General features: G+C 53.8%; 21 protein-coding genes and 1 tRNA gene. 7 read left to right on the top strand and 15 right to left on the bottom strand.

Annotated features, from left to right (window positions below; genetic code table 11):
- Positions 1–44: 44 nt before the first annotated feature.
- Positions 45–2417 carry a TonB-dependent receptor gene (locus Q5705_09250; protein WLI78703.1) on the bottom strand — a complete coding sequence of 791 codons (2373 nt, stop codon included), beginning with the start codon at positions 2415–2417 and terminating at the stop codon, positions 45–47.
- Between the two features lie 212 nt (positions 2418–2629).
- Here Q5705_09250 and Q5705_09245 point away from each other — a divergent pair, with 212 nt between their 5' ends.
- Positions 2630–2917 carry a SelT/SelW/SelH family protein gene (locus Q5705_09245; GenBank protein ID WLI78702.1) on the top strand — a complete coding sequence of 96 codons (288 nt, stop codon included), beginning with the start codon at positions 2630–2632 and terminating at the stop codon, positions 2915–2917.
- A gap of 58 nt (positions 2918–2975) precedes the next feature.
- On the opposite strand, the gene Q5705_09240 is transcribed toward Q5705_09245, so the two are convergent.
- Positions 2976–3053: a hypothetical protein gene (locus Q5705_09240; protein ID WLI79000.1), complete on the bottom strand. Its 78-nt coding sequence runs from the start codon at positions 3051–3053 to the stop codon at positions 2976–2978.
- Positions 3054–3329: 276 nt separating this feature from the next.
- A complete protein-coding gene (locus tag Q5705_09235) occupies positions 3330–3503 on the bottom strand; it encodes a general stress protein (GenBank protein WLI78999.1) in 174 nt (57 codons plus the stop codon).
- 315 nt (positions 3504–3818) lie between these two features.
- On the opposite strand from Q5705_09235, the gene zinT reads away from it, so the two are divergent.
- Positions 3819–4463: a metal-binding protein ZinT gene (gene zinT, locus Q5705_09230; GenBank protein ID WLI78701.1), complete on the top strand. Its 645-nt coding sequence runs from the start codon at positions 3819–3821 to the stop codon at positions 4461–4463.
- Between the two features lie 45 nt (positions 4464–4508).
- Here zinT and Q5705_09225 read toward each other — a convergent pair whose 3' ends face one another.
- Entirely contained in the window at positions 4509–5291 is a 783-nt protein-coding gene (locus Q5705_09225) for an SDR family oxidoreductase (GenBank protein WLI78700.1), read from the bottom strand.
- An 89-nt stretch (positions 5292–5380) separates the two neighbouring features.
- Between Q5705_09225 and Q5705_09220 the strand changes: the two genes are divergently transcribed.
- Entirely contained in the window at positions 5381–5743 is a 363-nt protein-coding gene (locus Q5705_09220; GenBank protein ID WLI78699.1) for a helix-turn-helix domain-containing protein, read from the top strand.
- A 46-nt stretch (positions 5744–5789) separates the two neighbouring features.
- On the opposite strand, the gene Q5705_09215 is transcribed toward Q5705_09220, so the two are convergent.
- The 5 genes from Q5705_09215 to proB all read right to left on the bottom strand — a co-directional run bounded on the left by Q5705_09215 (position 5790) and on the right by proB (position 9275).
- Entirely contained in the window at positions 5790–6005 is a 216-nt protein-coding gene (locus tag Q5705_09215) for a hypothetical protein (GenBank protein WLI78698.1), read from the bottom strand.
- Positions 6002–6520 carry a DUF2778 domain-containing protein gene (locus tag Q5705_09210; protein ID WLI78998.1) on the bottom strand — a complete coding sequence of 173 codons (519 nt, stop codon included), beginning with the start codon at positions 6518–6520 and terminating at the stop codon, positions 6002–6004. Before Q5705_09210 ends, Q5705_09215 begins: the two co-directional genes overlap by 4 nt.
- Before the next feature lie 199 nt (positions 6521–6719).
- Positions 6720–6795, bottom strand: a tRNA-Thr gene (locus Q5705_09205).
- 111 nt (positions 6796–6906) lie between these two features.
- On the bottom strand, positions 6907–8160 hold the full coding sequence (gene proA, locus Q5705_09200; GenBank protein WLI78697.1) for a glutamate-5-semialdehyde dehydrogenase: 1254 nt from the start codon (positions 8158–8160) through the stop codon (positions 6907–6909).
- Between the two features lie 11 nt (positions 8161–8171).
- The gene (proB, locus tag Q5705_09195) at positions 8172–9275 is read right to left on the bottom strand and encodes a glutamate 5-kinase (GenBank protein WLI78696.1); all 1104 of its coding nucleotides are present in this window, start codon (positions 9273–9275) and stop codon (positions 8172–8174) included.
- Positions 9276–9569: 294 nt separating this feature from the next.
- Here proB and phoE point away from each other — a divergent pair, with 294 nt between their 5' ends.
- Positions 9570–10643, top strand: coding sequence for a phosphoporin PhoE (gene phoE / locus Q5705_09190; protein ID WLI78695.1), 1074 nt, complete (start codon positions 9570–9572; stop codon positions 10641–10643).
- Between the two features lie 57 nt (positions 10644–10700).
- On the opposite strand, the gene crl is transcribed toward phoE, so the two are convergent.
- The 3 genes from crl to gpt all read right to left on the bottom strand — a co-directional run bounded on the left by crl (position 10701) and on the right by gpt (position 12965).
- Positions 10701–11099, bottom strand: a complete 399-nt coding sequence (crl, locus tag Q5705_09185; protein WLI78694.1) for a sigma factor-binding protein Crl — start codon at positions 11097–11099, stop codon at positions 10701–10703.
- A 57-nt stretch (positions 11100–11156) separates the two neighbouring features.
- Complete coding sequence (frsA, locus tag Q5705_09180) at positions 11157–12401, bottom strand: esterase FrsA (GenBank protein WLI78693.1); 1245 nt, start codon at positions 12399–12401, stop codon at positions 11157–11159.
- Between the two features lie 105 nt (positions 12402–12506).
- Positions 12507–12965, bottom strand: coding sequence for a xanthine phosphoribosyltransferase (gene gpt / locus Q5705_09175; protein WLI78692.1), 459 nt, complete (start codon positions 12963–12965; stop codon positions 12507–12509).
- 257 nt (positions 12966–13222) lie between these two features.
- Between gpt and pepD the strand changes: the two genes are divergently transcribed.
- Entirely contained in the window at positions 13223–14680 is a 1458-nt protein-coding gene (gene pepD / locus Q5705_09170; GenBank protein WLI78691.1) for a cytosol nonspecific dipeptidase, read from the top strand.
- A gap of 38 nt (positions 14681–14718) precedes the next feature.
- On the opposite strand, the gene dinB is transcribed toward pepD, so the two are convergent.
- Positions 14719–15774 (bottom strand): DNA polymerase IV, encoded by a 1056-nt coding sequence (gene dinB, locus Q5705_09165; GenBank protein WLI78690.1) that lies wholly within the window; start codon positions 15772–15774, stop codon positions 14719–14721.
- Positions 15775–15977: 203 nt separating this feature from the next.
- Between dinB and dpaA the strand changes: the two genes are divergently transcribed.
- Positions 15978–16715 carry a peptidoglycan meso-diaminopimelic acid protein amidase gene (dpaA, locus tag Q5705_09160; protein WLI78689.1) on the top strand — a complete coding sequence of 246 codons (738 nt, stop codon included), beginning with the start codon at positions 15978–15980 and terminating at the stop codon, positions 16713–16715.
- Here the strand turns inward: dpaA and Q5705_09155 are convergent.
- Positions 16686–17453, bottom strand: a complete 768-nt coding sequence (locus Q5705_09155) for a class II glutamine amidotransferase (protein ID WLI78688.1) — start codon at positions 17451–17453, stop codon at positions 16686–16688. The genes dpaA and Q5705_09155 overlap by 30 nt on opposite strands.
- A 45-nt stretch (positions 17454–17498) precedes the next feature.
- Positions 17499–18080: a D-sedoheptulose 7-phosphate isomerase gene (lpcA, locus tag Q5705_09150; protein ID WLI78687.1), complete on the bottom strand. Its 582-nt coding sequence runs from the start codon at positions 18078–18080 to the stop codon at positions 17499–17501.
- 237 nt (positions 18081–18317) lie between these two features.
- On the opposite strand from lpcA, the gene fadE reads away from it, so the two are divergent.
- Entirely contained in the window at positions 18318–20765 is a 2448-nt protein-coding gene (fadE, locus tag Q5705_09145) for an acyl-CoA dehydrogenase FadE (GenBank protein ID WLI78686.1), read from the top strand.
- The last annotated feature ends 58 nt before the right edge of the window (positions 20766–20823 follow it).

Genomic DNA, 20823 nt, shown 5'->3' with positions numbered 1-20823 from the left:
GACCATCCCCGGTGCGACCACCGGGGAGATACGTTACGGGTTAATCAAAAATCGACATTGACGCCAAGCTGCCAGTTGCGCCCCGGCATCACGGCCAGTGCTTTGTCATAGGCATCCTGGTTGGTGGTTTCCTCCTGAGTACGGCTATTCAGATAATCCCAATATTTGCGATCGGTGATGTTGTACACACCGCCGTTGAGTTTGACGTGTTTCGCCACCTGCCAGTAAGCGGTCCAGTCCAGCAGACCGTAGCCCGGCACGCGCATATAGTTCGCGCTGGCATCAGAAATCGCCGAGCCGTTATTGAGATACGACTCACGGCTGGTGGCGGTGGCGCGTTTGCCTTTCACAAAGGTTGCGGTGAGCGCAGTGCCGTAGCGTTTTGCCGGATCGTCCCAGGCGACGCCGACAATCGCTTTCATTGGCGCGACACTGTCGAGATCGATGTATTTGTCGCCCATATAACGGGATTTGGATTTGCCTTCGCTATAGCCATACGCCAGCGTGGCGCTCAGGCCATCCACCTGTTCAAACCAGGTGCCGACGTTAAATTTGGCGCTGATTTCGCCGCCGTAGATAAAGGCTTTATCGCGGTTTTCTGCCTGGTAGCTGGTGTAGATATTGGACGGCACGTTAACGAACTTATCCGGGTTATCTGCCCGGCGATAACGGGTGTAAGCGATGAAGTTTTTGTAGCTGTTGTAGAACAGCGCGGTGCGTAAGGTGACGCCTTCGGTGACCTCCCCTTTCATGCCCCATTCGAGGTTATCGCTGGTTTCGGTTTTCAGATCCGTGTTGCCAATCAGCGCATATTGCGCGCTTCCCGCATAGCTTGATCCCAGGTTCCAGGAGCCATACAACTGGCTGGCATTGGGGAACTGCGCGCCGCGTTTATATTGCAGATACGTCATCAGACGCGGCGTGATGTCGTACTGGAAGGTCAGCGACGGCAGCCACTGGGTGTCCGCATTTTTGCCGTATAACGCGGCCGCTTCTGACTCATCCAGCACGCTGCTGTTGGTGGTCAGGCTGGAAAGATTATCCGGTTTGATTGACTGATGAACAACGCGCACGCCAGGAATAATGGCGAAGTGGTGCCCATCGGCATCAAAATTAATCTGATCCTGCGCAAATGCACCCAATGTGTAGCCGCGGCTGTCGGCCTCAGGCTGCATGATTTCAGTGAAAATACTGGGCACCGGCGACTGGTTAAACGGACGCTTCGTTTTGCTGGTACTGGCGTTGAAACCCGCGCTTACATCGTGGCGTCCCAGGGTTTTTGCCAGCGCATTCTGGATGCCCCAGGTGTCGGTGTCGTAGTTGGAGTAGACCGTTTCCATTGTGCCGGTGACGCTGTCCGGCATGTAGGTGCGGTCATGGGCTTCGGTGTGTTGGTAGTAAAGTTTGGTCGAGGCGCTGTCCAGCCAGTCGTTCATTGGCGTCCAGTCATCTTTCAGGCTTACGCCCCAGCGCCGGGTCTGGCTGGTCTGTTCAGATTTGCCAATGATGTCGCTGCCTGCGCTGTCCCAGGCATCATAATGGGTGTGGTTGGTCTTGTGGTAGAAGTCCACTGTGCCGGTCAATTTGTGCGCATCATTGGGCTGCCAGATGCCGGAGGCCATCAGCGCATCGGAGTGCCAGTTCGCCGGATAAGCATCAATTGTGCCGCTGTTATTGCGGGTTTGCTGGCCGTCGCGGCGGCTGTAAACGAAGATGCCGCGCAGGGTTTCATCCCCTGCTGCACCGGTAACACCGTTGTGCCAGCTGCGATCGCTGGAGTCGTAATCGCTCTGGTAACCAAACCAGCTTTCTTTGCCGGGACGCAGGTAATCATCGGCGGATTTCGGGCGGAATGAGACATTTCCGCCAATGGAGGTATTGGCCTGTTCGGTTGGGGTGGCACCGGCCTGGATATCCACGCTGCCGTACATATACGGGTCGATATAATCGCGGCCCATGCCGAAGGTGTTCAGACCCGCGCGGCTGGCGTAGCTGCGCCCGGTGGCCTCCGGCTGCGGAATGCCATCGACATCAATGCCGACGCGGTTACTCTCAAGCCCACGGATGTTGTAACCCGTATAGCCGCCACGGTCGAAGCCGCTTTTGCCGTTACCGGAGCCGCCGCTCGCGCCGGTGGCGCTGATAAGCGGTTCGTAACGCATGATGGAGCCAAAATCATTTGCGCCTTTGTTTTGCAAATCGTCGGCGCTAACCGAATGGCTGCTTCCTGCTTTTAATTGTGGAGCGGGCGCAGTGACCAGCATTTCCTCTGCTGTGTCCTGCTCAGCATCCGCAGATGCCATTGGCTGTGTAGCGGGTTCCGCCGCCATAGCGGAGGCCGGAGACAGCGCTGCGAGTAGTGAAGCCACCAGCACGCTCTTCCTGAAGCGAAGCCGGGAAAGTTGCGATGTAGACATATTATGCAAGCCTTAGAATTTATTAGTATGAGGCTCACGTATTACTTCCATAAAAAGAAAGGAATTGTGTAAAGACAGCAGAAAATGCTGCCCGTCAATTCTCGTTGTATACGGCAGGATAATAATGATAACTATTATCACTTGCAATGGTTTCATTAATTAAACAACTTACTTAAACTTTGTTAACTTCGACACACGCTGGATACCCGCTTATGACCATGAAACCGGCTATTACGCTGCACTATTGTTCACAATGTAACTGGATGCTGCGCGCCAGTTGGATGGCGCAGGAGTTGCTCCACACCTTTAGCACCGATTTAGGCGCCGTAACGCTGATCCCCGGTACTGGCGGGATTTTTGTTATCGATATTGATGGCAAGGTTATCTGGGATCGTAAGCAGGAAGGCGGTTTTCCCGATGCCGCAGAGTTAAAACGCCGCGTGCGGGATTACTGCTTCCCGGAAAGGCCACTCGGCCATGTGGAAAAGAAAGGCGGGTAACACAGAGGGAGACATTGCATGGCGAGGCATCAAAAAGGCCGCCGTAGCGGCCCTGGAACTATTTTTTAACCGGTTGCGGTTTTTTGTCGCCGGACTCAGGCGCTTCACGTGGATCATCTTTTTCGATATTCAGCACAAAACCTCCTTTTGTTGACGCATGTTCAGTAAATATAGATAACCCTCCTCCGTGAAACCAGGCGGCAAAAAGAAAAATTTTTCGACAGAAGCGACAGTCTGTTTCTGAGGGGATTTTTTTGCATAAGAATATGTCGGAAGAGAATAAATGAGGATTAACTTAGCCAGAGGTTATTTAAACGCCAGACCTCATATAAAAATTAAGCGAGCCGTTGCCGACTCGCTGCCGTTCAGGAACTTGAATTTTTAAGGTCACTTAAAAATAGCAACGATGCAATTATTTTTTATTGCCACCGTGGCTATTTTCCCCGCCTTTCTTACCGGCTTCGGATGCACGTTCGGGGTCATTTTTAAAATTCCCGCCGCTGTGCTGACCACCTTTACGCCCTGCTTCTGAGGCTTTTTCACGATCTTCAGCGAAATTACCGGAACCGCCTCTATGCTCGGCCATGTTATTTCTCCATTCTCGTTGCAAAAATAATTGATACGACGTGAATGTCATATCAATCGCCTTCGAGTAATAAGTTTGGTTAGGTTTTAGGATTAGTCAAAGCGCAGCCGTAAAATATTAACCAACGCCACAACCCACATGGTGAAATATATCTTTCTTTTTATTGATAAATGAAAAATATACTGCGACTCACCAGTCGCTGCGTTATTGCCTGGGAAAATGGCAATGCACGTTGCACCTGACCCTGGCGTTTGAATTTGTTATGATATAACATATCAGCCGCAACAAAGTACAATCGCAACCAGGGAGCACACAATGATCATGAAGAAATCGGCTTTTGTTTTGGGGATGGGCGTGTTGCTGAGCAGCGCGCAGAGCGTCGCGCACGATCATCACCACGGCAAACCGTTGACGGAAGTGGAACGCAAAGCGAGTGAAGGCATTATTGATGATAAGGACGTAAAAGACCGGGCGCTGTCCGACTGGGACGGCATCTGGCAGTCGGTGAACCCGTATCTGCTGAGCGGCGATTTAGATCCGGTGCTGGAAAAAAAAGCGCAGCAAGGCGATAAATCCGTGGAAGAGTATCGGGCTTATTACAAAAAGGGCTACGCAACGGATATCGATTTGATTGGCATTGAAAATAACGTGATTGAGTTCCACGTCGGCAAAACGGTTAACGCCTGCCGTTATGATTATGCCGGATATAAAATTCTTAATTACGTTTCAGGTAAAAAAGGCGTGCGCTACCTGTTTGAATGTAAAGACGCGAAGTCCAGTGCACCGAAATATGTCCAGTTCAGCGACCATATTATCGCCCCGCGTCAGTCGCAGCATTTTCATATTTTCACCGGCAACGAATCTCAAGAAGCCCTGTTAAAAGAGATGGATAACTGGCCGACTTATTATCCGTACAATATGACGAAAGCCCAGGTTGTTGATGAGATGCTGCATCACTAACGCTATTAAACCGGGCGGTGAATTCGCGCCGCCCGGATAATAAAGCTACGCTGTCGGCACGGTGCCGCCGTCAATAACATATTCGGTGCCGGAAATTGCGCCCGCATATGGCGAAACGAGAAAGGCAATTAAATCTGCCACTTCCTGCGGTTTCGCCGGCCTTCCCAGCGGAATGCCGCCGAGGCTATTCATGATTATTTGCTTGCCGCCTTCATAATCTGTGCCTGCTTCATCCGCCAGGCGCTGGGCCATGCGCACGGCGGCCTGCGTTTCTATCCATCCCGGCGCAACACGCACGACGCGAACACCTTTTGGCGTCACCTCTTTGGACAGGCTTTTACTGTATGTGGACAGCGCGGCCTTCGCAGCAGCGTAAGCCGTGGTGGATTCGGGCAGCGGTAGGGTGTGTTGAATGGAGGTGACATGAATAATCACGCCCGATTTTTGCTTCAGCATCAGGGGCAACAGCGCGCGATCGAGGCGCACGGCGGGCATCAGATTCTGGTTGAGAGCTTGCGTCCATTCATCATCGTTTAATGCCGCAAAGCCACCGGCTGGCGCGCTTGAGCCGCCAAGCACATTAACAATGATGTCAATGCCACCGAGTTGCTGCTCCACGGCCTGCGCGACGGTTTCGCAGCCTTGCGCCGTCGTCAGATCTGCGGCGACATACAGTGCGCTTTCTGTTTTATCGGCAGGGATCGATCGCGCCGCGGCCAGCACCCGCGCCCCTGCTGCTGTCAGCGTCGATACCACCGCTGCGCCCACGCCTTGCGTTCCACCGCTTACCAGCACCCGTTTACCGCTAAGATCTATGTGAAGAGCCATTGCACTATCTCCGTATGGTTGTTGTACGGGAGTTTTCCACATAGACTTTCTCTTTTTCAAGAACGCACGAAAAAGTAAGTGACATACCTATGGAACAGTTATACACCCCAGCCAGCGCGGCGCTCGGCGTGGAAAAAGTAATAAGATTGCTGGAAGGACGATGGAAACTCATCATCCTGTTCCACCTGTTTGATGGCAAAGTCCAGCGCTACTCCGATTTTGAAAAACTGATCCCCGGCATTTCGCAGAAGATGCTGGCGCAGCAACTGCGGCAGCTCGAAGCCGATGGCATTGTTTCACGCAAACTTTACCCTCAGGTGCCGCCCAAAGTGGAGTACCGCTTAACCGAATGGGGACAAGCGCTGTGTCCGGCGCTGGACGCGATGCTGAAATGGGCAGAAAAACGCGACGAATTGCTGCCTGAGCAAGAGGCGGATGCCCGTACGAATTAACATGCAGGCAGAGTTGTCTACGGGCACGGGGTTATTCCAGATTTCCTCAACGTTTGAATAAGCGGTAACCCCATAGCGCCAGAGCAGCAATCGCGACAGAGAAACCAAGTTTGATAAGCAACAGAGTGAACTCATAATCATTCATCGCTTCTTCGCCGTCACCCGCAATAGAGATATGGCGCATAAAAATATCGCCAACCCAACGATCAGGGAGCAGAAGGAGCACAGCAATCAGCACAACAATAAATACGATAATTTTCATCTCACACCACATTTACTGAAATCCGGGATACCGCGAACATCCAGACGACCGTAGGCCATCAGTCCTTTGCCTCCCGGCACTCTAACCTTTTGTCTACGCAACAAGGCATCACGAAGGATCTGGAATTGTGATGCGTTATAGAGCGTTACACATCCCCACGACACGCCACTCCCATCAGTATTCAGTGGATGAAGGCGAAAACTACCACGGCGGGCACCATTGACATAAACATGATCACTCATTGTCTGAGCGTTATATAACCCAAACCATTGTGAGTGATGATTCTTATACAAGTGAATGAGATCGATGGCTTCTGCCCGGAGCTGATTGGCGATGCTCCCTGTTGGCCGATCAACAATCCAATAGGTTCCAGGAGGAATGGCTGCCTTTTCGATATCGGAACAATTTGGGTTGTTAATGTATTTATCTATTCCAGACAGCACATCAAATGAGCCGACGCCATAGCAATTTAATTTAACGCTTTTTCCGTCAGACGAAAGACGGCCATAGTCCATCATGCAAATTTGCAATTTACGATCCCTCGCGAGTACAAAATGAAGAACTGATAATAGCCAGGAATATCGCATCAAATAAACTACTAAATCTGCAAGAATAAACCTAAGTTACTAGCTGATTTAATGCTCTGAAGAGAAGAAAAATACCGGATTCTACTGGAAGGTTATGGACTGATACGGACGTTTGAGGAAGTTGAAATGGTGCCGATAATAGGAGTCGAACCTACGACCTTCGCATTACGAATGCGCTGCTCTACCAACTGAGCTATATCGGCCCTGCGATGTGTTCACGAGCGTGAATCACGGTGTAGAAGGTTAAAACTAAGCGGGTGATGCGTCAATGCCCTTGGGAATCAAACGGCTACTTTTGCATCACCCGGTTTCATTTACGCACGAATGGTATCGTCGCCGAAACCAATCCACTTATAGGTCGTCAGGGCTTCCAGCCCCATCGGGCCGCGCGCGTGCAGTTTTTGCGTGCTGACAGCAACTTCCGCGCCAAGACCAAACTGCCCGCCGTCGGTAAAGCGCGTGGAGGCGTTCACATACACCGCTGAAGAATCCACTTCGTTGATAAAACGCTCTGCGTTACGCAGCGTGCGGGTAAGGATTGCATCGGAGTGCTGCGTGCCGTGCTGGCGAATATGATCGATAGCCTCATCCAGACTGGCGACGATCTTCACATTCAGATCCAGCGACAGAAACTCATCGTCATACTGCTCCGCTTTCACTGCTTCGACCTTCGCCGGGCCGTTTTGCAATAGTGTCAGTGCCTGCTCATCCGCATGCAGGGTCACACCGCTTTCCGCCATCTGCTTACTCAGTGCAGGCAGAAAAGTAGTGGCAATGCCCTGATGCACCAGCAGCGTTTCCACCGTATTACAGGTGCTCGGACGTTGCGTTTTGGCATTGACGATCACCTTCAGCGCCGGGGCAATTTCCGCCGTGTCATCAACCACAATATGACAAACGCCAATACCGCCGGTGATCACCGGGATCGTCGACTGCCCGCGGCACAGCTTGTGCAAACCTGCGCCACCACGCGGGATCAGCATGTCGATGTATTTATCCATGCGCAGCATTTCGTTAACCAGGGCACGATCCGGGCTTTCAATGGCCTGCACCGCGCCGGCCGGTAATCCGCACTCTTCCAGCGCTTGCTGGATAACTTTTACCGTTGCGGCGTTGGTGCGCCAGGTCTCCTTGCCGCCGCGCAGGATAGCGGCATTGCCGGTTTTCAGGCACAAAGAGGCGACATCGACGGTAACGTTCGGGCGCGCTTCATAAATCACGCCGATAACGCCCAGCGGCACGCGGCGACGCTCAATGCGCAGGCCGCTGTCCAGTAAACCGCCGTCGATAACTTGCCCAACAGGATCCGCCAGCTTACATACCTGGCGCACATCGTCGGCAATGCCTTTTAAGCGTGCGGGATTGAGCGCCAGACGATCCAGCATCGCGTCGCTCAAACCATTACGGCGCGCTTCCAGCAGATCCTGCTCGTTGGCTAATAAAATCTCTTGCGACTGCGCTTCTAAATAATCGGCGATTTTTTCCAGCACGCGGTTTTTCTCGCGGCTGGAGAGCAATGCCAGCTTGTATGACGCAGCTTTCGCCGCGATGCCCATTTGTTCCAGCATACTTCTGCTCCTTAACGGGTGATCATATCGTCGCGATGAACCGCGACGGGGCCGTATTCATAGCCCAGAATGGCGTCAATCTGCTGCGAATGGTGACCGGCAATACGGCGCAGCGCATCGCTGTTATAGCGGCTTACACCATGAGCAATGTCGCGGCCTTGCAGATTACGAATGCGGATCACTTCACCACGGGAAAAGTTGCCTGTCACGCTTTTAATCCCTTTCGGCAACAGGGAACTGCCGCGCTCGAGAATGGCCGCCGTCGCACCTTCATCAACGGAAATTTCACCCGCTGGCGGCGCGCCGAAAATCCAGCGTTTACGGTTTTCCAGCGGCGATTCCTGGGCGTGAAAACGCGTCCCGACCGGCGTGCCGTTCATCACATCACCAATCACGCCGGCCTTGCTACCGGCGGCAATAATGGTGTCGATACCCGCACGGCAAGCGACATCGGCGGCCTGCAATTTTGTGCCCATCCCGCCGGTTCCGAGGCCGGAAACGCTGTCCCCGGCAATCGCGCGCAGCGCATCGTCAATGCCGTACACATCTTTAATCAGTTCTGCGTCAGGATTGTTGCGCGGATCGGCGGTAAACAGACCTTGCTGATCGGTCAGCAGCAGCAGTTTATCGGCACCGGCGAGGATCGCCGCCAGCGCGGAGAGGTTATCGTTATCGCCCACTTTGATTTCCGTGGTCGCAACCGCGTCGTTTTCGTTAATCACCGGGACGATATTGTTATCCAGCAGCGCACGCAGGGTGTCACGCGCGTTAAGAAAACGCTCACGGTCTTCCATATCGGCACGGGTCAGCAACATCTGCCCAATATGAATGCCGTAAATGGAAAATAACTGCTCCCACAGTTGAATCAAACGGCTCTGTCCTACCGCCGCCAGCAACTGCTTCGAGGCAATGGTCGCAGGCAGTTCCGGGTAACCCAGATGCTCGCGTCCGGCGGCAATCGCGCCGGACGTCACAATTACAATTCGATGCCCGGCGGCGTGCTGCTGCGCGCACTGGCGCACCAGTTCCACAATATGGGCGCGGTTCAGGCGACGGGAACCGCCCGTTAAAACACTGGTGCCGAGTTTTACCACCAGCGTCTGGCTGTCACTCATGATTCTCTGCCGTTTTAAGGAAAATAAGAAAATTCGATAGTAATCAGACGTTGTAACAGGAGTCAGGGCGCTTGCCAACCGCCAGTGCGGCTCGCCCCTTTTTTTGTTGCGCAGGATCAGCAAGCGTAACGGCGGGAGTTGACACTTTTATGGCAAAAACAAAAAAACACAACTTTTTAAAATTACTCTTACTTTGTCATAAATGTTTCATTTCACAGCGTTAAAACCCTTCCTGTTTTTCACAGGGCTTAAGCCCGGCGAATATTAGCGCGTTAGTTCACTCAGGAAAGCAAAATGAAAAAGAGCACTCTGGCATTAATGGTACTGGGCGTTGTTGCGTCGGCTTCTTCTGTTCACGCAGCGGAAGTTTATAACAAAAACGGCAACAAACTGGACGTGTACGGCAAAGTGAAAGCCATGCATTACTTCAGTGACGATAACAGCAACGACGGCGATAAAACCTACGTGCGTTTCGGCTTCAAAGGCGAAACACAGATTAACGACCAAATGACCGGTTTCGGTCGTTGGGAATCTGAATTTGCGGGCAACAATGACGAAAACACCTCTGGTCAGAAAACCCGTCTGGCGTTTGCCGGTCTGAAAATCAAAGACTTTGGCTCTATCGACTACGGCCGTAACCTGGGCGTGCTGTACGATGTCGCCGCGATTACCGATATGTTCCCGGAATTCGGCGGTGACTCACTGGCGCGTACCGATAACTTCATGACCAAACGTACTTCTGGCGTAGCGACGTACCGTAACACCGACTTCTTCGGCATGATCGACGGTCTGGATCTGACCCTGCAATATCAGGGTAAAAACGAAAATGGTCGCAGCAGCCTTATCAAACAGAACGGCGACGGTTGGGGCACATCTCTGGCGTACGATTTCGGCGGTAGCCCGATTTCAATTATCGGTGCCTATGCGAACTCAGACCGCACCAACGCGCAGAATACCGATCTGGCGCTGGGCCGTGGTCAGAACGCAGAAGCCTGGGCCGGTGGTCTGAAATACGACGCCAACAACTTGTACATCGCCTCTTTCTACTCCATGTCTTACAACATGACGCCGGTGACCTCTTCACTGGGCTTTGCTAACAAAGCAGAGAACTTCGAAGCCGTTATCCAGTACCAGTTCGACTTCGGTCTGCGTCCGTCTCTGGGCTATGTGCTGACCAAAGGCAAAGATATGGAAAACGGCATTGGTGACGAAGACCTGGTTAACTACATCGACGTTGGCGCAACCTACTACTTCAACAAAAACTTCTCTGCGATGGTGGATTACAAAATCAACCAGATCAAAGACGACAACAAAGTGGGCATCAGCGACGACGACATCGTTGCCGTGGGCGTGACGTACCAGTTCTAAGTGTTTCGCTTCAGTTAACGGAAATGCCCTCGTCAGAGGGCATTTTTGTCTGCGGGATCAAGCGGGGAGTTTTAACTTCTCTTTGAAATCGTCGGCAGGCTCCAGCTTTAACTCGAGCGAGGCCAGAAGGGTACGCGCACGCTCATGGAAATCGCGCAGCGTTTGTTCAAGGCGATCGGTCACTTCCTGATCTTTGATGTTTGTTGGCTTCCAGTGCCCTTCTTTATCGAAGAGACCAAAATGATAACGATAGGTAAAGCGCTTCTCCTGCGCTTCCATTTCCATCCACCATCCCCAAAACTCGCGTTTTTCCGGCGCGGGTTTCACATTCACGCAAACTGCCAGGCAATCAAAGAAAAAACGGTTTTCTTCGCACTGCTCTTCGCGGATATAAGGCCCAAGCGCAGTAAACTTTTTAATCAACCTGCTTTTCGGATGTCCACTCGGTAACGTCATTGCGATCTCCTTTTGTGATGCAACTGTTTTACCAAATCAATAGAATTTATCAATCTATTAACCGAAATGATGGCTGATCCAACCCGCGATTTGCTGCAACGCGTTGTCAAAATTGCGATACACCGGGTTAAACGGAATTTCGAGCAACTTCCCAGTGCTTGATGACGAGGTGATTAACCGCGACTCCTCTTCCGGGCTAAATGGATCGTTTTGCCAGAAGCCGGAAAGCATCGGCGTCGGGCAGCGTCTTCCCAGCAAACCCTGGGTTTTGAGCGAATAACGGTTGAGTTCTATCCGTAATGCTTCATCAGAGGCGTCGTGCATGCCGAGGCGGCTGGCAAGTACGTCAAGATACATTTCCGGAACCTGCCCCTGACGTAACGGCTCATTAAGCAGCGTATGCACCACCGGCCCGAGGCACGCCACCGCTTTCAGGCGCGATGCTTCAAGATACGCCAGGCGCACCGCCACGTTCGCGCCAAAGCGAAAGCCAAACGCCGCCACACGGGTGTGATCAATCCATGGAATATTCGGCAACGCTTGCAGCGCATGCTGGTGCAGCAAGCTGGAATCCTGGGTCAATTTCCATTTCGAGGAGAAGCCCACAGAAGGCATATCGAGCGTCAGCATCGCAATGCCTTTCGGGGCAAAATAACGTTCATACAGGGAGTAATAATCGCTTTGCAGCCCATCCAGGCCGCCGCACATCAGCACCGTCGGGAACGGGCCGTCGCCTTCCGGCATATGCAAAAATCCGGTGACCGGTGTGCCGCCAGGAATGGCGAACTCCAGCTCTTTGATGGTGCCCGGCAAACGTTGAGCCGCCTCTTCATAGGCGCGGTTCGCCAGGGCCTGCGCCTGCTCGGCAAGCATATCGCCTTTGAGATGGGGATAAGCGGCAATGCTGTATAAGTTCGAGGCATGCAGCCAGTGACGCCCGCTGAGTGTTGCATCCTCTTCCTGCATCGCTTTTTGTTGCCACGTCATCGCCTGGGTGGACCATTCGTAGATCCAGTTGCCGTTACGGTAGCCAACCACCGTATCGAGCAAGTCCGGGTCGGTGCGCTCGGCCTGGCTCATCACAATGCGCGCCTGCACTTCGAGGATTTCACGGGCGTCCACGCCGCGCCAAATCCACATCAGCCGGTTAATCATCCGGTACCAGTGCGGCACGTTTTTGCCATCAAGGGTGGACTGAACAGGCGGCTGCGTGCCGGGGTTAAAGCGCCGAACCAGCGTAGAGGTCTCAGGGTGTTTAAAGCGGGGTTTGAACAACGTTTCGCTAAGATTTGACTGGGACATGACGCGCAGCCTCCTTGTAAATTTCACCGGGGGGCATTGTAACCTGTCATGCGCCTAAAAGAACAACGCCCGGCAGAGCCGGGCGTGTGCAGAAAATGCGCCAGATTAACGGCCGCTAATGGGCGGAACGAAAACCACGCCCATATCCCACGGCTGTTCAATCCAGGTATCCTGAGGGATATCAATCACATAATCATCCACTAGCGGGCGGCCAGCCGGTTTAGCAAAGATAGTGACAAAATGTGCTTTCGGGTACATTTCGCGAATGGCTACGGCGGTGCCGCCGGTGTCCACCAGATCGTCAATCACGATAAAGCCTTCACCGTCGCCTTCAGCGCGTTTCAGCACGGTCAGCTCACGCTGGTTGTCGTGGTCGTAGCTGGAGATACAAACGGTATCGACATGACGAATACCCAATTCACGCGCCAGTAATGCGCCTGGTACGAGGCCGCCACGACTTACGGCGATAATGCCTTTCCACTGTTCAGAAGGCATCAGTCGGGCAGCAAGTTTGCGGGCGTGAATCTGCAACATGTCCCAGGTGACGACGTATTTTTCGCTCATGTGAAGTGTCCCAGCCTGTGTTTTACGGCTTAAAAATTATTCGAGGGGGAAATAGGTTGCGCGAGATTATAGAGATCTGAAGCGCTAAAAACCAGTGTTACCCGGCAGTGCAGACGCTTTTTCCCGATCCCCGTGCTCGCGAAGCCGTAAGAAAGTGGTATTCTCAACGCCATCTCGCAAGGTAGTCTTGCGATTCGTTTGTTAAACCCTGTGACCTGCAAGGTAAGTTTCGCAGGCTCTTCGTAAGGAGACTCATCGTGTCTGAACTGTCTCAACTATCTCCGCAGCCGCTGTGGGATATTTTTGCCAAAATCTGCTCCATTCCACACCCGTCCTACCATGAAGAACAACTCGCCGAATACATTATGGGCTGGGCGAAAGAGCAAGGCCTGCACGCGGAGCGCGACCAGGTTGGCAACATTCTGATCCGCAAACCGGCCACCGCCGGGATGGAAAACCGCAAGCCGGTCGTTCTGCAAGCGCACCTTGATATGGTGCCGCAGAAAAATAACGACACAGAACACGATTTCACCAAAGATCCGATTCGCCCCTATATCGACGGCGAGTGGATCAAAGCGCGCGGCACCACGCTCGGCGCGGATAATGGCATTGGTATGGCCTCTGCGCTGGCGGTACTGGCGGATTCGTCCGTCGAACACGGCCCGCTGGAAGTGCTGCTGACCATGACCGAAGAAGCCGGTATGGACGGTGCGTTCGGTTTGCAGGCGAACTGGCTGCAAGCTGACATTCTGATTAACACCGACTCTGAAGAAGAGGGCGAAATCTACATGGGTTGTGCGGGCGGGATCGATTTTATCACCACCCTGCCATTAACCCGCGAAGCGGTTCCCGCCGGTTTTGAAACCTTCAAACTGACGCTGAAAGGTCTGAAAGGCGGCCACTCCGGGGCCGACATTCATTTAGGCCTCGGCAACGCCAACAAACTGCTGGCACGCTTCCTCGCAGGCCACGCGGCGGAACTGGACTTGCGTCTGCTGGATTTCACCGGCGGTACGCTGCGTAACGCCATCCCGCGTGAAGCGATTGCCGTTGTCGCTGTTCCGGCCGACAAAGCCGCACAGTTGAAAACGCTGGCTGAAACTTATCAGGCCATCCTGAAAAACGAACTGGAAGCGAAAGAGAAAAACCTGGTTGTGCTGGTTGACAGTGCAAGCAGCGATAAAGCCGCGCTGACCACCGCCTCACGCGATGCGTTTGTCCGCCTGCTGAACGCCACGCCAAACGGCGTGATTCGTAACTCTGATGTTGCCAAAGGCGTCGTAGAGACCTCCCTGAACGTGGGTGTTGTGACGCTGCAAGACGACAGCGCGGAAATTATCTGCCTGATCCGTTCGCTGGTGGATAGCGGTAAAGATTACGTGGTGAGCGTGCTGGAATCCCTGGGTGCGCTGGCGGGGGCGAAGACCGCGCCAAAAGGCGGCTACCCTGGCTGGCAGCCGGACGCGCATTCACCGGTGATGGCGCTGGTGCGTGAAACTTACCAGCGTCTGTTCAACAAAACGCCGAACATTCAGGTGATCCACGCCGGTCTGGAGTGTGGTCTGTTCAAAAAACCGTATCCGAACATGGATATGGTCTCTATTGGGCCGACCATTACCGGCCCGCACTCACCGGATGAACAAGTGCATATCGAAAGCGTGGGCCAGTACTGGACCCTGCTGACCGAGTTGCTGAAAGCAATCCCGGCGAAATAAGCCTGCCGTCCGCGCCGCCTGGCGCGGACATTTTCCTGCTATAGCCCCAGCACCAGTTGCCGTTCGAGTTGTGGATCGAGCAAAGTGACATGCAAGCCAACCAGCCGCACGCCGCGTTCACCGCGCCGCTCATTCCAGGTTTTACGCGCCGTTGCCACTAAATCTTCTTTATTTAACTGCGGCCAGACATGTTCTTGCGTCGTAAGCTGAAAGTCGTTGAACTTCAGTTTTACCCCCTGCCGGGCGATACGCAAATCCGGTTTGACCTTCGCCAGCCGCCGCTCAAGCTCCGGATATAAATGCTCGATAATGGCTTCGCACTCTTCCCAGTGATGAATGTCTTCCGCCAGTGTGCGCTCCACGCCGACAGATTTACGCAACCGCTCACTGCTGATTTCCCGCTCATCAATGCCCTGGCTGCGCTCCCACAGCACCCGGCCGAATTTACCAAAGCGTTTGAGCAGCATCGCCAGATCGCTTTTTTGCACATCTTCACAGGTGCGAAGGCCAAGCGTTTCCAGTTTTGCCGCCGAGACTTTTCCGACGCCGGGGATTTTGCTTAACGGCAGCGTGCGCAGAAACGCGGGGACATCGGCGGGCGTAATTACATATTGCCCGTCAGGCTTATTGAGATCCGAGGCGATTTTGGCGAGGAACTTGACCGGCGCGATTCCCGCCGATGCAGTGAGTTGCGTCTCGTTGAAAATGGTCTGGCGGATCTCCTGCGCCATTAATGTTGCCGAGCCGTGGCAGTGCGGGCTGTCGGTGACATCCAGATAGGCTTCGTCCAGCGAAAGGGGTTCAATAAGTGAGGTGTAGCGGGAAAAGATGTCGCGGATCTGACCGGAGGCTTCTTTATAAGCGTCAAAACGGCCCGGTAATAATGTGAGGTGCGGACAGAGTTTCAGCGCCGTCGCGGTCGGCATCGCGCTGCGTACGCCATATTTACGCGCCGGATAATTAGCCGTGCTGATCACGCCGCGCTGCACGCGACTGCCGCCAATAGCAATGGGAATGTCACGCAGGGCTGGATTATCGCGCATCTCTACCGCCGCGAAAAAGCAGTCCATATCCACATGTATGATTTTGCGCATGCGTACACCCTCACAGAACACTGGATAAGTATACAGCACAGATATGTAAAAAGAGAAATTAGCGTTAAAGTTGTCGGGTTTTGGGGCTTGCGAAAAAATGCCGTAATGCTAATGTGAGCGCTCCGAAACAGATTTGTCTGAATTTTGGGCATCTTTTGCCGTCCTGGCAATGTGGTATCCGCTTTATCAAGGGAACAAGTAGTATGCGCAAAATCGCATTATTTATTGCGATGCTTTTGATTCCGTGCGTCTCTTTTGCTGGCCTGGTCGGCAGCAACAGTTCAATCACGCCGGTCAGCAAAGAGTTTAAGCAGCAGTTGATGGGGTCGCCGGTTTATATCCAAATCTTCAAAGAAGAGCGCACCCTTGATCTTTACGTCAAGATGGGCGAGCAGTACCAGTTGCTCGACAGCTATAAAATTTGTAATTACTCGGGCGGCCTCGGTCCTAAACGTCGTCAGGGTGATTTTAAAAGCCCGGAAGGGTTCTATTCCGTACAGCGCAGCCAGCTCAAGCCGGACAGCCGGTTCTATAAAGCCATTAATATTGGTTTTCCGAACACCTATGACCGCGCTCACGGCTATGAAGGCAAATACCTGATGATCCACGGTGCCTGTGTTTCCGTTGGCTGCTACGCCATGACAGATTCCAACATCGACGAGATCTTCCAGTTTGTCACCGGTGCGCTGGTCTTCGGGCAGCCGAACGTGCAGGTAAGCATTTATCCGTTCCGCATGACCGACGCCAATATGCAGCGTCACAAATATTCGACCTACGCGGATTTCTGGCAGCAGTTGAAGCCCGGCTATGACTACTTTGCCAACACCCACCAGCCGCCGGTTGTCTCGGTTGTGGATGGTCGCTATGTGGTCAGCAAACCGCTGAACACCTCTGTTCAGCCACAGCTGGCGTCAAACTACACGCTCCCCCAGGCAAAATAACGCCCACTCGCCTGGCATAATTTTGTGCCAGGTTTCGTTGCCGGTTAGCGGCTGCGTCGCAATCACGGTAACCACATCGTTCGGTGTGGTTTCCCGCTGAAAATCGATTTCCACATCCTGATCCAGAAGCGTTGCCACGCCAAACGGCGCGCGTCGCGTTATCCAGAACAGATTGGTGGAACAGAACGCCATCACATAGCGCCCGTCCGACAGCAGCATATTGAAAACGCCCTTCTCGCGCAGTTGAGCCGCTAACGCCGCAATATACTTAAACACCGCCGCCATATTCCCCGGCGTTCGCGGGTAGCGCTGGGTCAGCTTATGCAGCAACCAGCAGAAGGCTTTCTCGCTGTCGGTTTCACCCACCGGGCGGAAGTTGCCGGTTTCCAGTGACTTGTAGCCCGTTAGCTGACCGTTGTGGGCATACGTCCAGTTGCGGCCCCACAACTCGCGGGTAAAGGGGTGCGTATTTTCCAGCGCCACTTCGCCGCGATTCGCCTGGCGAATATGGGCAATCACCGAACGGGATTTTATGGGGTATTCCTGCACCAGTCTGGCGACAGGCGAGTTGAAGCTGGGTTGCGGATCTTTAAACGTGCGACAGCCTTTGCCTTCATAGAAGGTAATGCCCCAGCCATCTTTATGCGGCCCGGTTCCCCCGCCACGCTGGACGAGCCCGGTAAAACTGAAGCAGATATCGGTTGGTACGTTAGCGCTCATACCGAGCAGTTCGCACATATATACCTCCACAACGTGGGGGCATAGACGCCCCCGAAAGCCGTCTTACGACTTCACCATCTCTTTTTCAATAAGCTGTATTAAAATGTGGATCACTTTAATATGGATCTCCTGAATACGATCCGCATAACCAAAATGCGGCACGCGAATTTCAATATCCGCCGTACCGGCCATTTTGCCGCCGTCTTTACCGGTCAGGGTGATAACTTTCATCCCTTTCTCACGCGCCGCCGCAATCGCTTTGATCACATTGGCGGAGTTACCGGAAGTGGAGATCCCCAGCAGCACGTCGCCTTCGCGGCCCACGGCTTCAACATAGCGGGAGAAAATAAAGTCATAGCCGAAGTCATTGCTGACGCAGGAGATATGGCTCACGTCGGAAATCGCAATTGCCGGGTAGCCAGGGCGGTTTTCACGATAGCGCCCGGTTAACTCTTCAGCAAAATGCATCGCATCGCAATGCGAGCCACCGTTACCACAGGACAACACTTTGCCGCCGGCTTTAAAACTGTCGGCCAGCAACACCGCCGCGCGCTGAATAGCGTGAATATTGGCTTCATCTTTCAAGAAATTCGCCAGCGTTTCCGCCGCTTCATTCAGTTCGTTACGAATAAGATCCTGGTACATGAGGATATCCTTCAGCATGAATGTAAATAACATTGCGCAGTGTACCGGATAGCATTCCAGGCGAGAAGCTAAAGCCGTAACCCCTCCTGCCGTTTTCATTTTCCGTGCGCCAAATAGCCTCAACAATGTGAACCAGGTTGTAATTATTTTGTAAACACATTGCTAAAAAAAATCCCATCTACTACAACCATAACATCACAAGTGGTCAGACCTCCTACAAGAAGGGAGCTTTACGGTATGATGATTTTGAGTATTGTCGCAACGCTCGTTCTGCTCGGTGTGCTGTTCTATCACCGGGTCAATTTACTGCTTAGCAGTGTGATTTTACTGGCGTGGACCGCCGCACTTGGCGTGTCCGGCATCTGGTCAATCTGGGTGCTGCTGCCGCTGGCGATTATCCTGGTTCCTTTCAACCTCCCGCCGATGCGTAAAGCCTTAATTTCCGCCCCGGTGTTTCGCGGTTTTCGTAAAGTGATGCCGCCAATGTCGCGCACCGAGAAAGAGGCGATTGACGCAGGTACCACCTGGTGGGAAGGCGATCTGTTTCGCGGCAATCCAGACTGGAAAAAACTGCACAACTACCCGCAGCCGCGCCTGACCGCCGAAGAGCAGGCCTTTATTGACGGCCCGGTGGAAGAAGCGTGCCGCATGGCGAATGACTTCCAGATAACCCACGAAATGGCGGATCTGCCGCCGGAACTGTGGGCCTTCTTAAAAGAGCACCGTTTCTTCGCGATGATCATCAAAAAAGAGTACGGCGGGCTGGAATTCTCCGCGTATGCGCAGTCCCGCGTGCTGCAAAAACTCTCCGGCGTTTCCGGTATCCTCGCCATCACCGTCGGCGTGCCTAACTCCTTAGGCCCGGGCGAACTGCTGCAACACTACGGCACCCAGGAGCAGAAAGATCACTACCTGCCACGCCTGGCGCGTGGTGTGGAAATCCCCTGCTTCGCACTGACCAGCCCGGAAGCGGGTTCTGACGCCGGTGCGATCCCGGATACCGGCGTGGTGTGTATGGGCGACTGGCAGGGCGAGCAGGTGCTCGGCATGCGGCTGACCTGGAACAAGCGCTACATTACGCTCGCGCCGATTGCCACCGTGCTGGGCCTGGCCTTTAAACTCTCCGACCCGGATAAACTACTGGGCGGCGCTGAGGAGCTGGGCATTACCTGTGCACTGATCCCCACCTCCACGCCAGGCGTAGAGATTGGCCGCCGTCACTTCCCGCTCAACGTGCCGTTCCAGAACGGCCCGACCCGTGGGCAAGATATTTTTGTGCCGATTGATTACATCATCGGTGGCCCGAAAATGGCCGGTCAGGGCTGGCGTATGCTGGTGGAATGTCTGTCGGTCGGTCGCGGCATTACTCTGCCGTCCAACTCGACAGGCGGCCTGAAATCTGTCGCGCTGGGCATTGGTGCTTACGCCCATATTCGCCGTCAGTTCAAAGTATCGATTGGCAAAATGGAAGGTATCGAAGAGCCGCTGGCACGCATTGCCGGTAACGCCTATGTGATGGATGCCGCCGCGGCGCTTATCACCTACGGCATTATGCTCGGCGAAAAACCGGCGGTACTCTCCGCGATTGTGAAATATCACTGTACCCATCGTGGTCAGCAATCAATTATTGATGCAATGGATATTGCTGGCGGGAAAGGCATTATGCTCGGCGAAGGTAACTTCCTTGCCCGTCCTTACCAGGGCGCGCCGATTGCCATCACCGTGGAAGGGGCGAATATTCTGACCCGCACCATGATGATCTTCGGCCAGGGGGCGATCCGCTGCCATCCGTATGTGTTAGAAGAGATGGCCGCCGCGCAAAATAATGACCTCGACGCCTTCGACAAGCTGCTGTTCAAACATATCGGCCACGTCGGCAGCAATGAAATGCGCAGTTTGTGGCTCGGCCTGACGCGCGGCTTGACCAGCGCGACGCCAACCGGTGATGCCACCAAACGTTATTACCAGCATCTGAACCGCCTGAGCGCTAACCTTGCGCTGCTCGCCGATGTGTCAATGGCGGTGCTGGGTGGCAGCCTGAAACGTCGCGAACGCATTTCCGCCCGTCTGGGAGATGTGTTAAGCCAGCTGTTCCTGGCCTCTGCGGTATTGAAACGCTATGACGACGAAGGCCGCCAGGAAGCGGATCTGCCGCTGGTGCACTGGGGCGTGCAGGATGCGCTCTACCAGGCGGAACAAGCAATGAGCGATCTGCTGGATAACTTCCCTAACCGCTTTGTCGCGGGCGCGCTGAGTTTTGTTATCTTCCCGACCGGCCGTCACTACCGTGCGCCGTCCGATAAGCTGGATCACAAAGTGGCGAAGATCCTGCAAACACCGAGCGCCACCCGCTCGCGCATTGGCCGGGGCCAGTATCTGACCGCCAGCGCGCATAACCCGGTGGGTCTGCTGGAAGAAGCATTAGTGGATGTGATTGCCGCCGATCCGATTCACCAGCGCATCTGCAAATCGCTGGGTAAAAACCTGCCGTTTACCCGCCTGGATGACCTGGCGCACCAGGCGCTGGCGGGCGGGCTGATTAATCAGGACGAAGCGGCGCTGCTTATCAAAGCGGAAGCCAGCCGTCTGCGCAGCATCAATGTGGATGACTTTGAGCCGGAGGCACTGGCGACTCAGCCGGTGGTAAAAACGCCAGAGAAAGTACGCAAGCCGGAAGCCGCGTGACGCGCTAACCTATTGAAAACGTTATTCACTTATCGAAACCCGCAACCCTGCGGGTTTT

The sequence above is a fragment of the Kosakonia sp. H02 genome, from assembly GCA_030704225.1.
GTDB lineage: Bacteria > Pseudomonadota > Gammaproteobacteria > Enterobacterales > Enterobacteriaceae > Kosakonia.
The sequence above is the reverse complement of the archived record's forward strand: the minus strand, read 5'-3'. Positions and strand labels throughout refer to the sequence as shown.

Coding starts and splice junctions, on each gene's coding strand:
- Q5705_09220 (WLI78699.1), top strand. CDS start 5,381: ATGGAACAGTTATACACCCCAGCCAGCGCGGCGCTCGGCGTGGAAAAA.
- proA (WLI78697.1), bottom strand. CDS start 8,160: ATGCTGGAACAAATGGGCATCGCGGCGAAAGCTGCGTCATACAAGCTG.
- proB (WLI78696.1), bottom strand. CDS start 9,275: ATGAGTGACAGCCAGACGCTGGTGGTAAAACTCGGCACCAGTGTTTTA.
- gpt (WLI78692.1), bottom strand. CDS start 12,965: ATGAGCGAAAAATACGTCGTCACCTGGGACATGTTGCAGATTCACGCC.
- Q5705_09215 (WLI78698.1), bottom strand. CDS start 6,005: ATGAAAATTATCGTATTTATTGTTGTGCTGATTGCTGTGCTCCTTCTG.
- Q5705_09250 (WLI78703.1), bottom strand. CDS start 2,417: ATGTCTACATCGCAACTTTCCCGGCTTCGCTTCAGGAAGAGCGTGCTG.
- phoE (WLI78695.1), top strand. CDS start 9,570: ATGAAAAAGAGCACTCTGGCATTAATGGTACTGGGCGTTGTTGCGTCG.
- lpcA (WLI78687.1), bottom strand. CDS start 18,080: ATGTACCAGGATCTTATTCGTAACGAACTGAATGAAGCGGCGGAAACG.
- Q5705_09210 (WLI78998.1), bottom strand. CDS start 6,520: ATGGACTATGGCCGTCTTTCGTCTGACGGAAAAAGCGTTAAATTAAAT.
- Q5705_09235 (WLI78999.1), bottom strand. CDS start 3,503: ATGGCCGAGCATAGAGGCGGTTCCGGTAATTTCGCTGAAGATCGTGAA.
- Q5705_09225 (WLI78700.1), bottom strand. CDS start 5,291: ATGGCTCTTCACATAGATCTTAGCGGTAAACGGGTGCTGGTAAGCGGT.
- frsA (WLI78693.1), bottom strand. CDS start 12,401: ATGTCCCAGTCAAATCTTAGCGAAACGTTGTTCAAACCCCGCTTTAAA.
- Q5705_09155 (WLI78688.1), bottom strand. CDS start 17,453: ATGTGCGAACTGCTCGGTATGAGCGCTAACGTACCAACCGATATCTGC.
- dinB (WLI78690.1), bottom strand. CDS start 15,774: ATGCGCAAAATCATACATGTGGATATGGACTGCTTTTTCGCGGCGGTA.
- zinT (WLI78701.1), top strand. CDS start 3,819: ATGATCATGAAGAAATCGGCTTTTGTTTTGGGGATGGGCGTGTTGCTG.
- crl (WLI78694.1), bottom strand. CDS start 11,099: ATGACGTTACCGAGTGGACATCCGAAAAGCAGGTTGATTAAAAAGTTT.
- dpaA (WLI78689.1), top strand. CDS start 15,978: ATGCGCAAAATCGCATTATTTATTGCGATGCTTTTGATTCCGTGCGTC.
- Q5705_09245 (WLI78702.1), top strand. CDS start 2,630: ATGACCATGAAACCGGCTATTACGCTGCACTATTGTTCACAATGTAAC.
- fadE (WLI78686.1), top strand. CDS start 18,318: ATGATGATTTTGAGTATTGTCGCAACGCTCGTTCTGCTCGGTGTGCTG.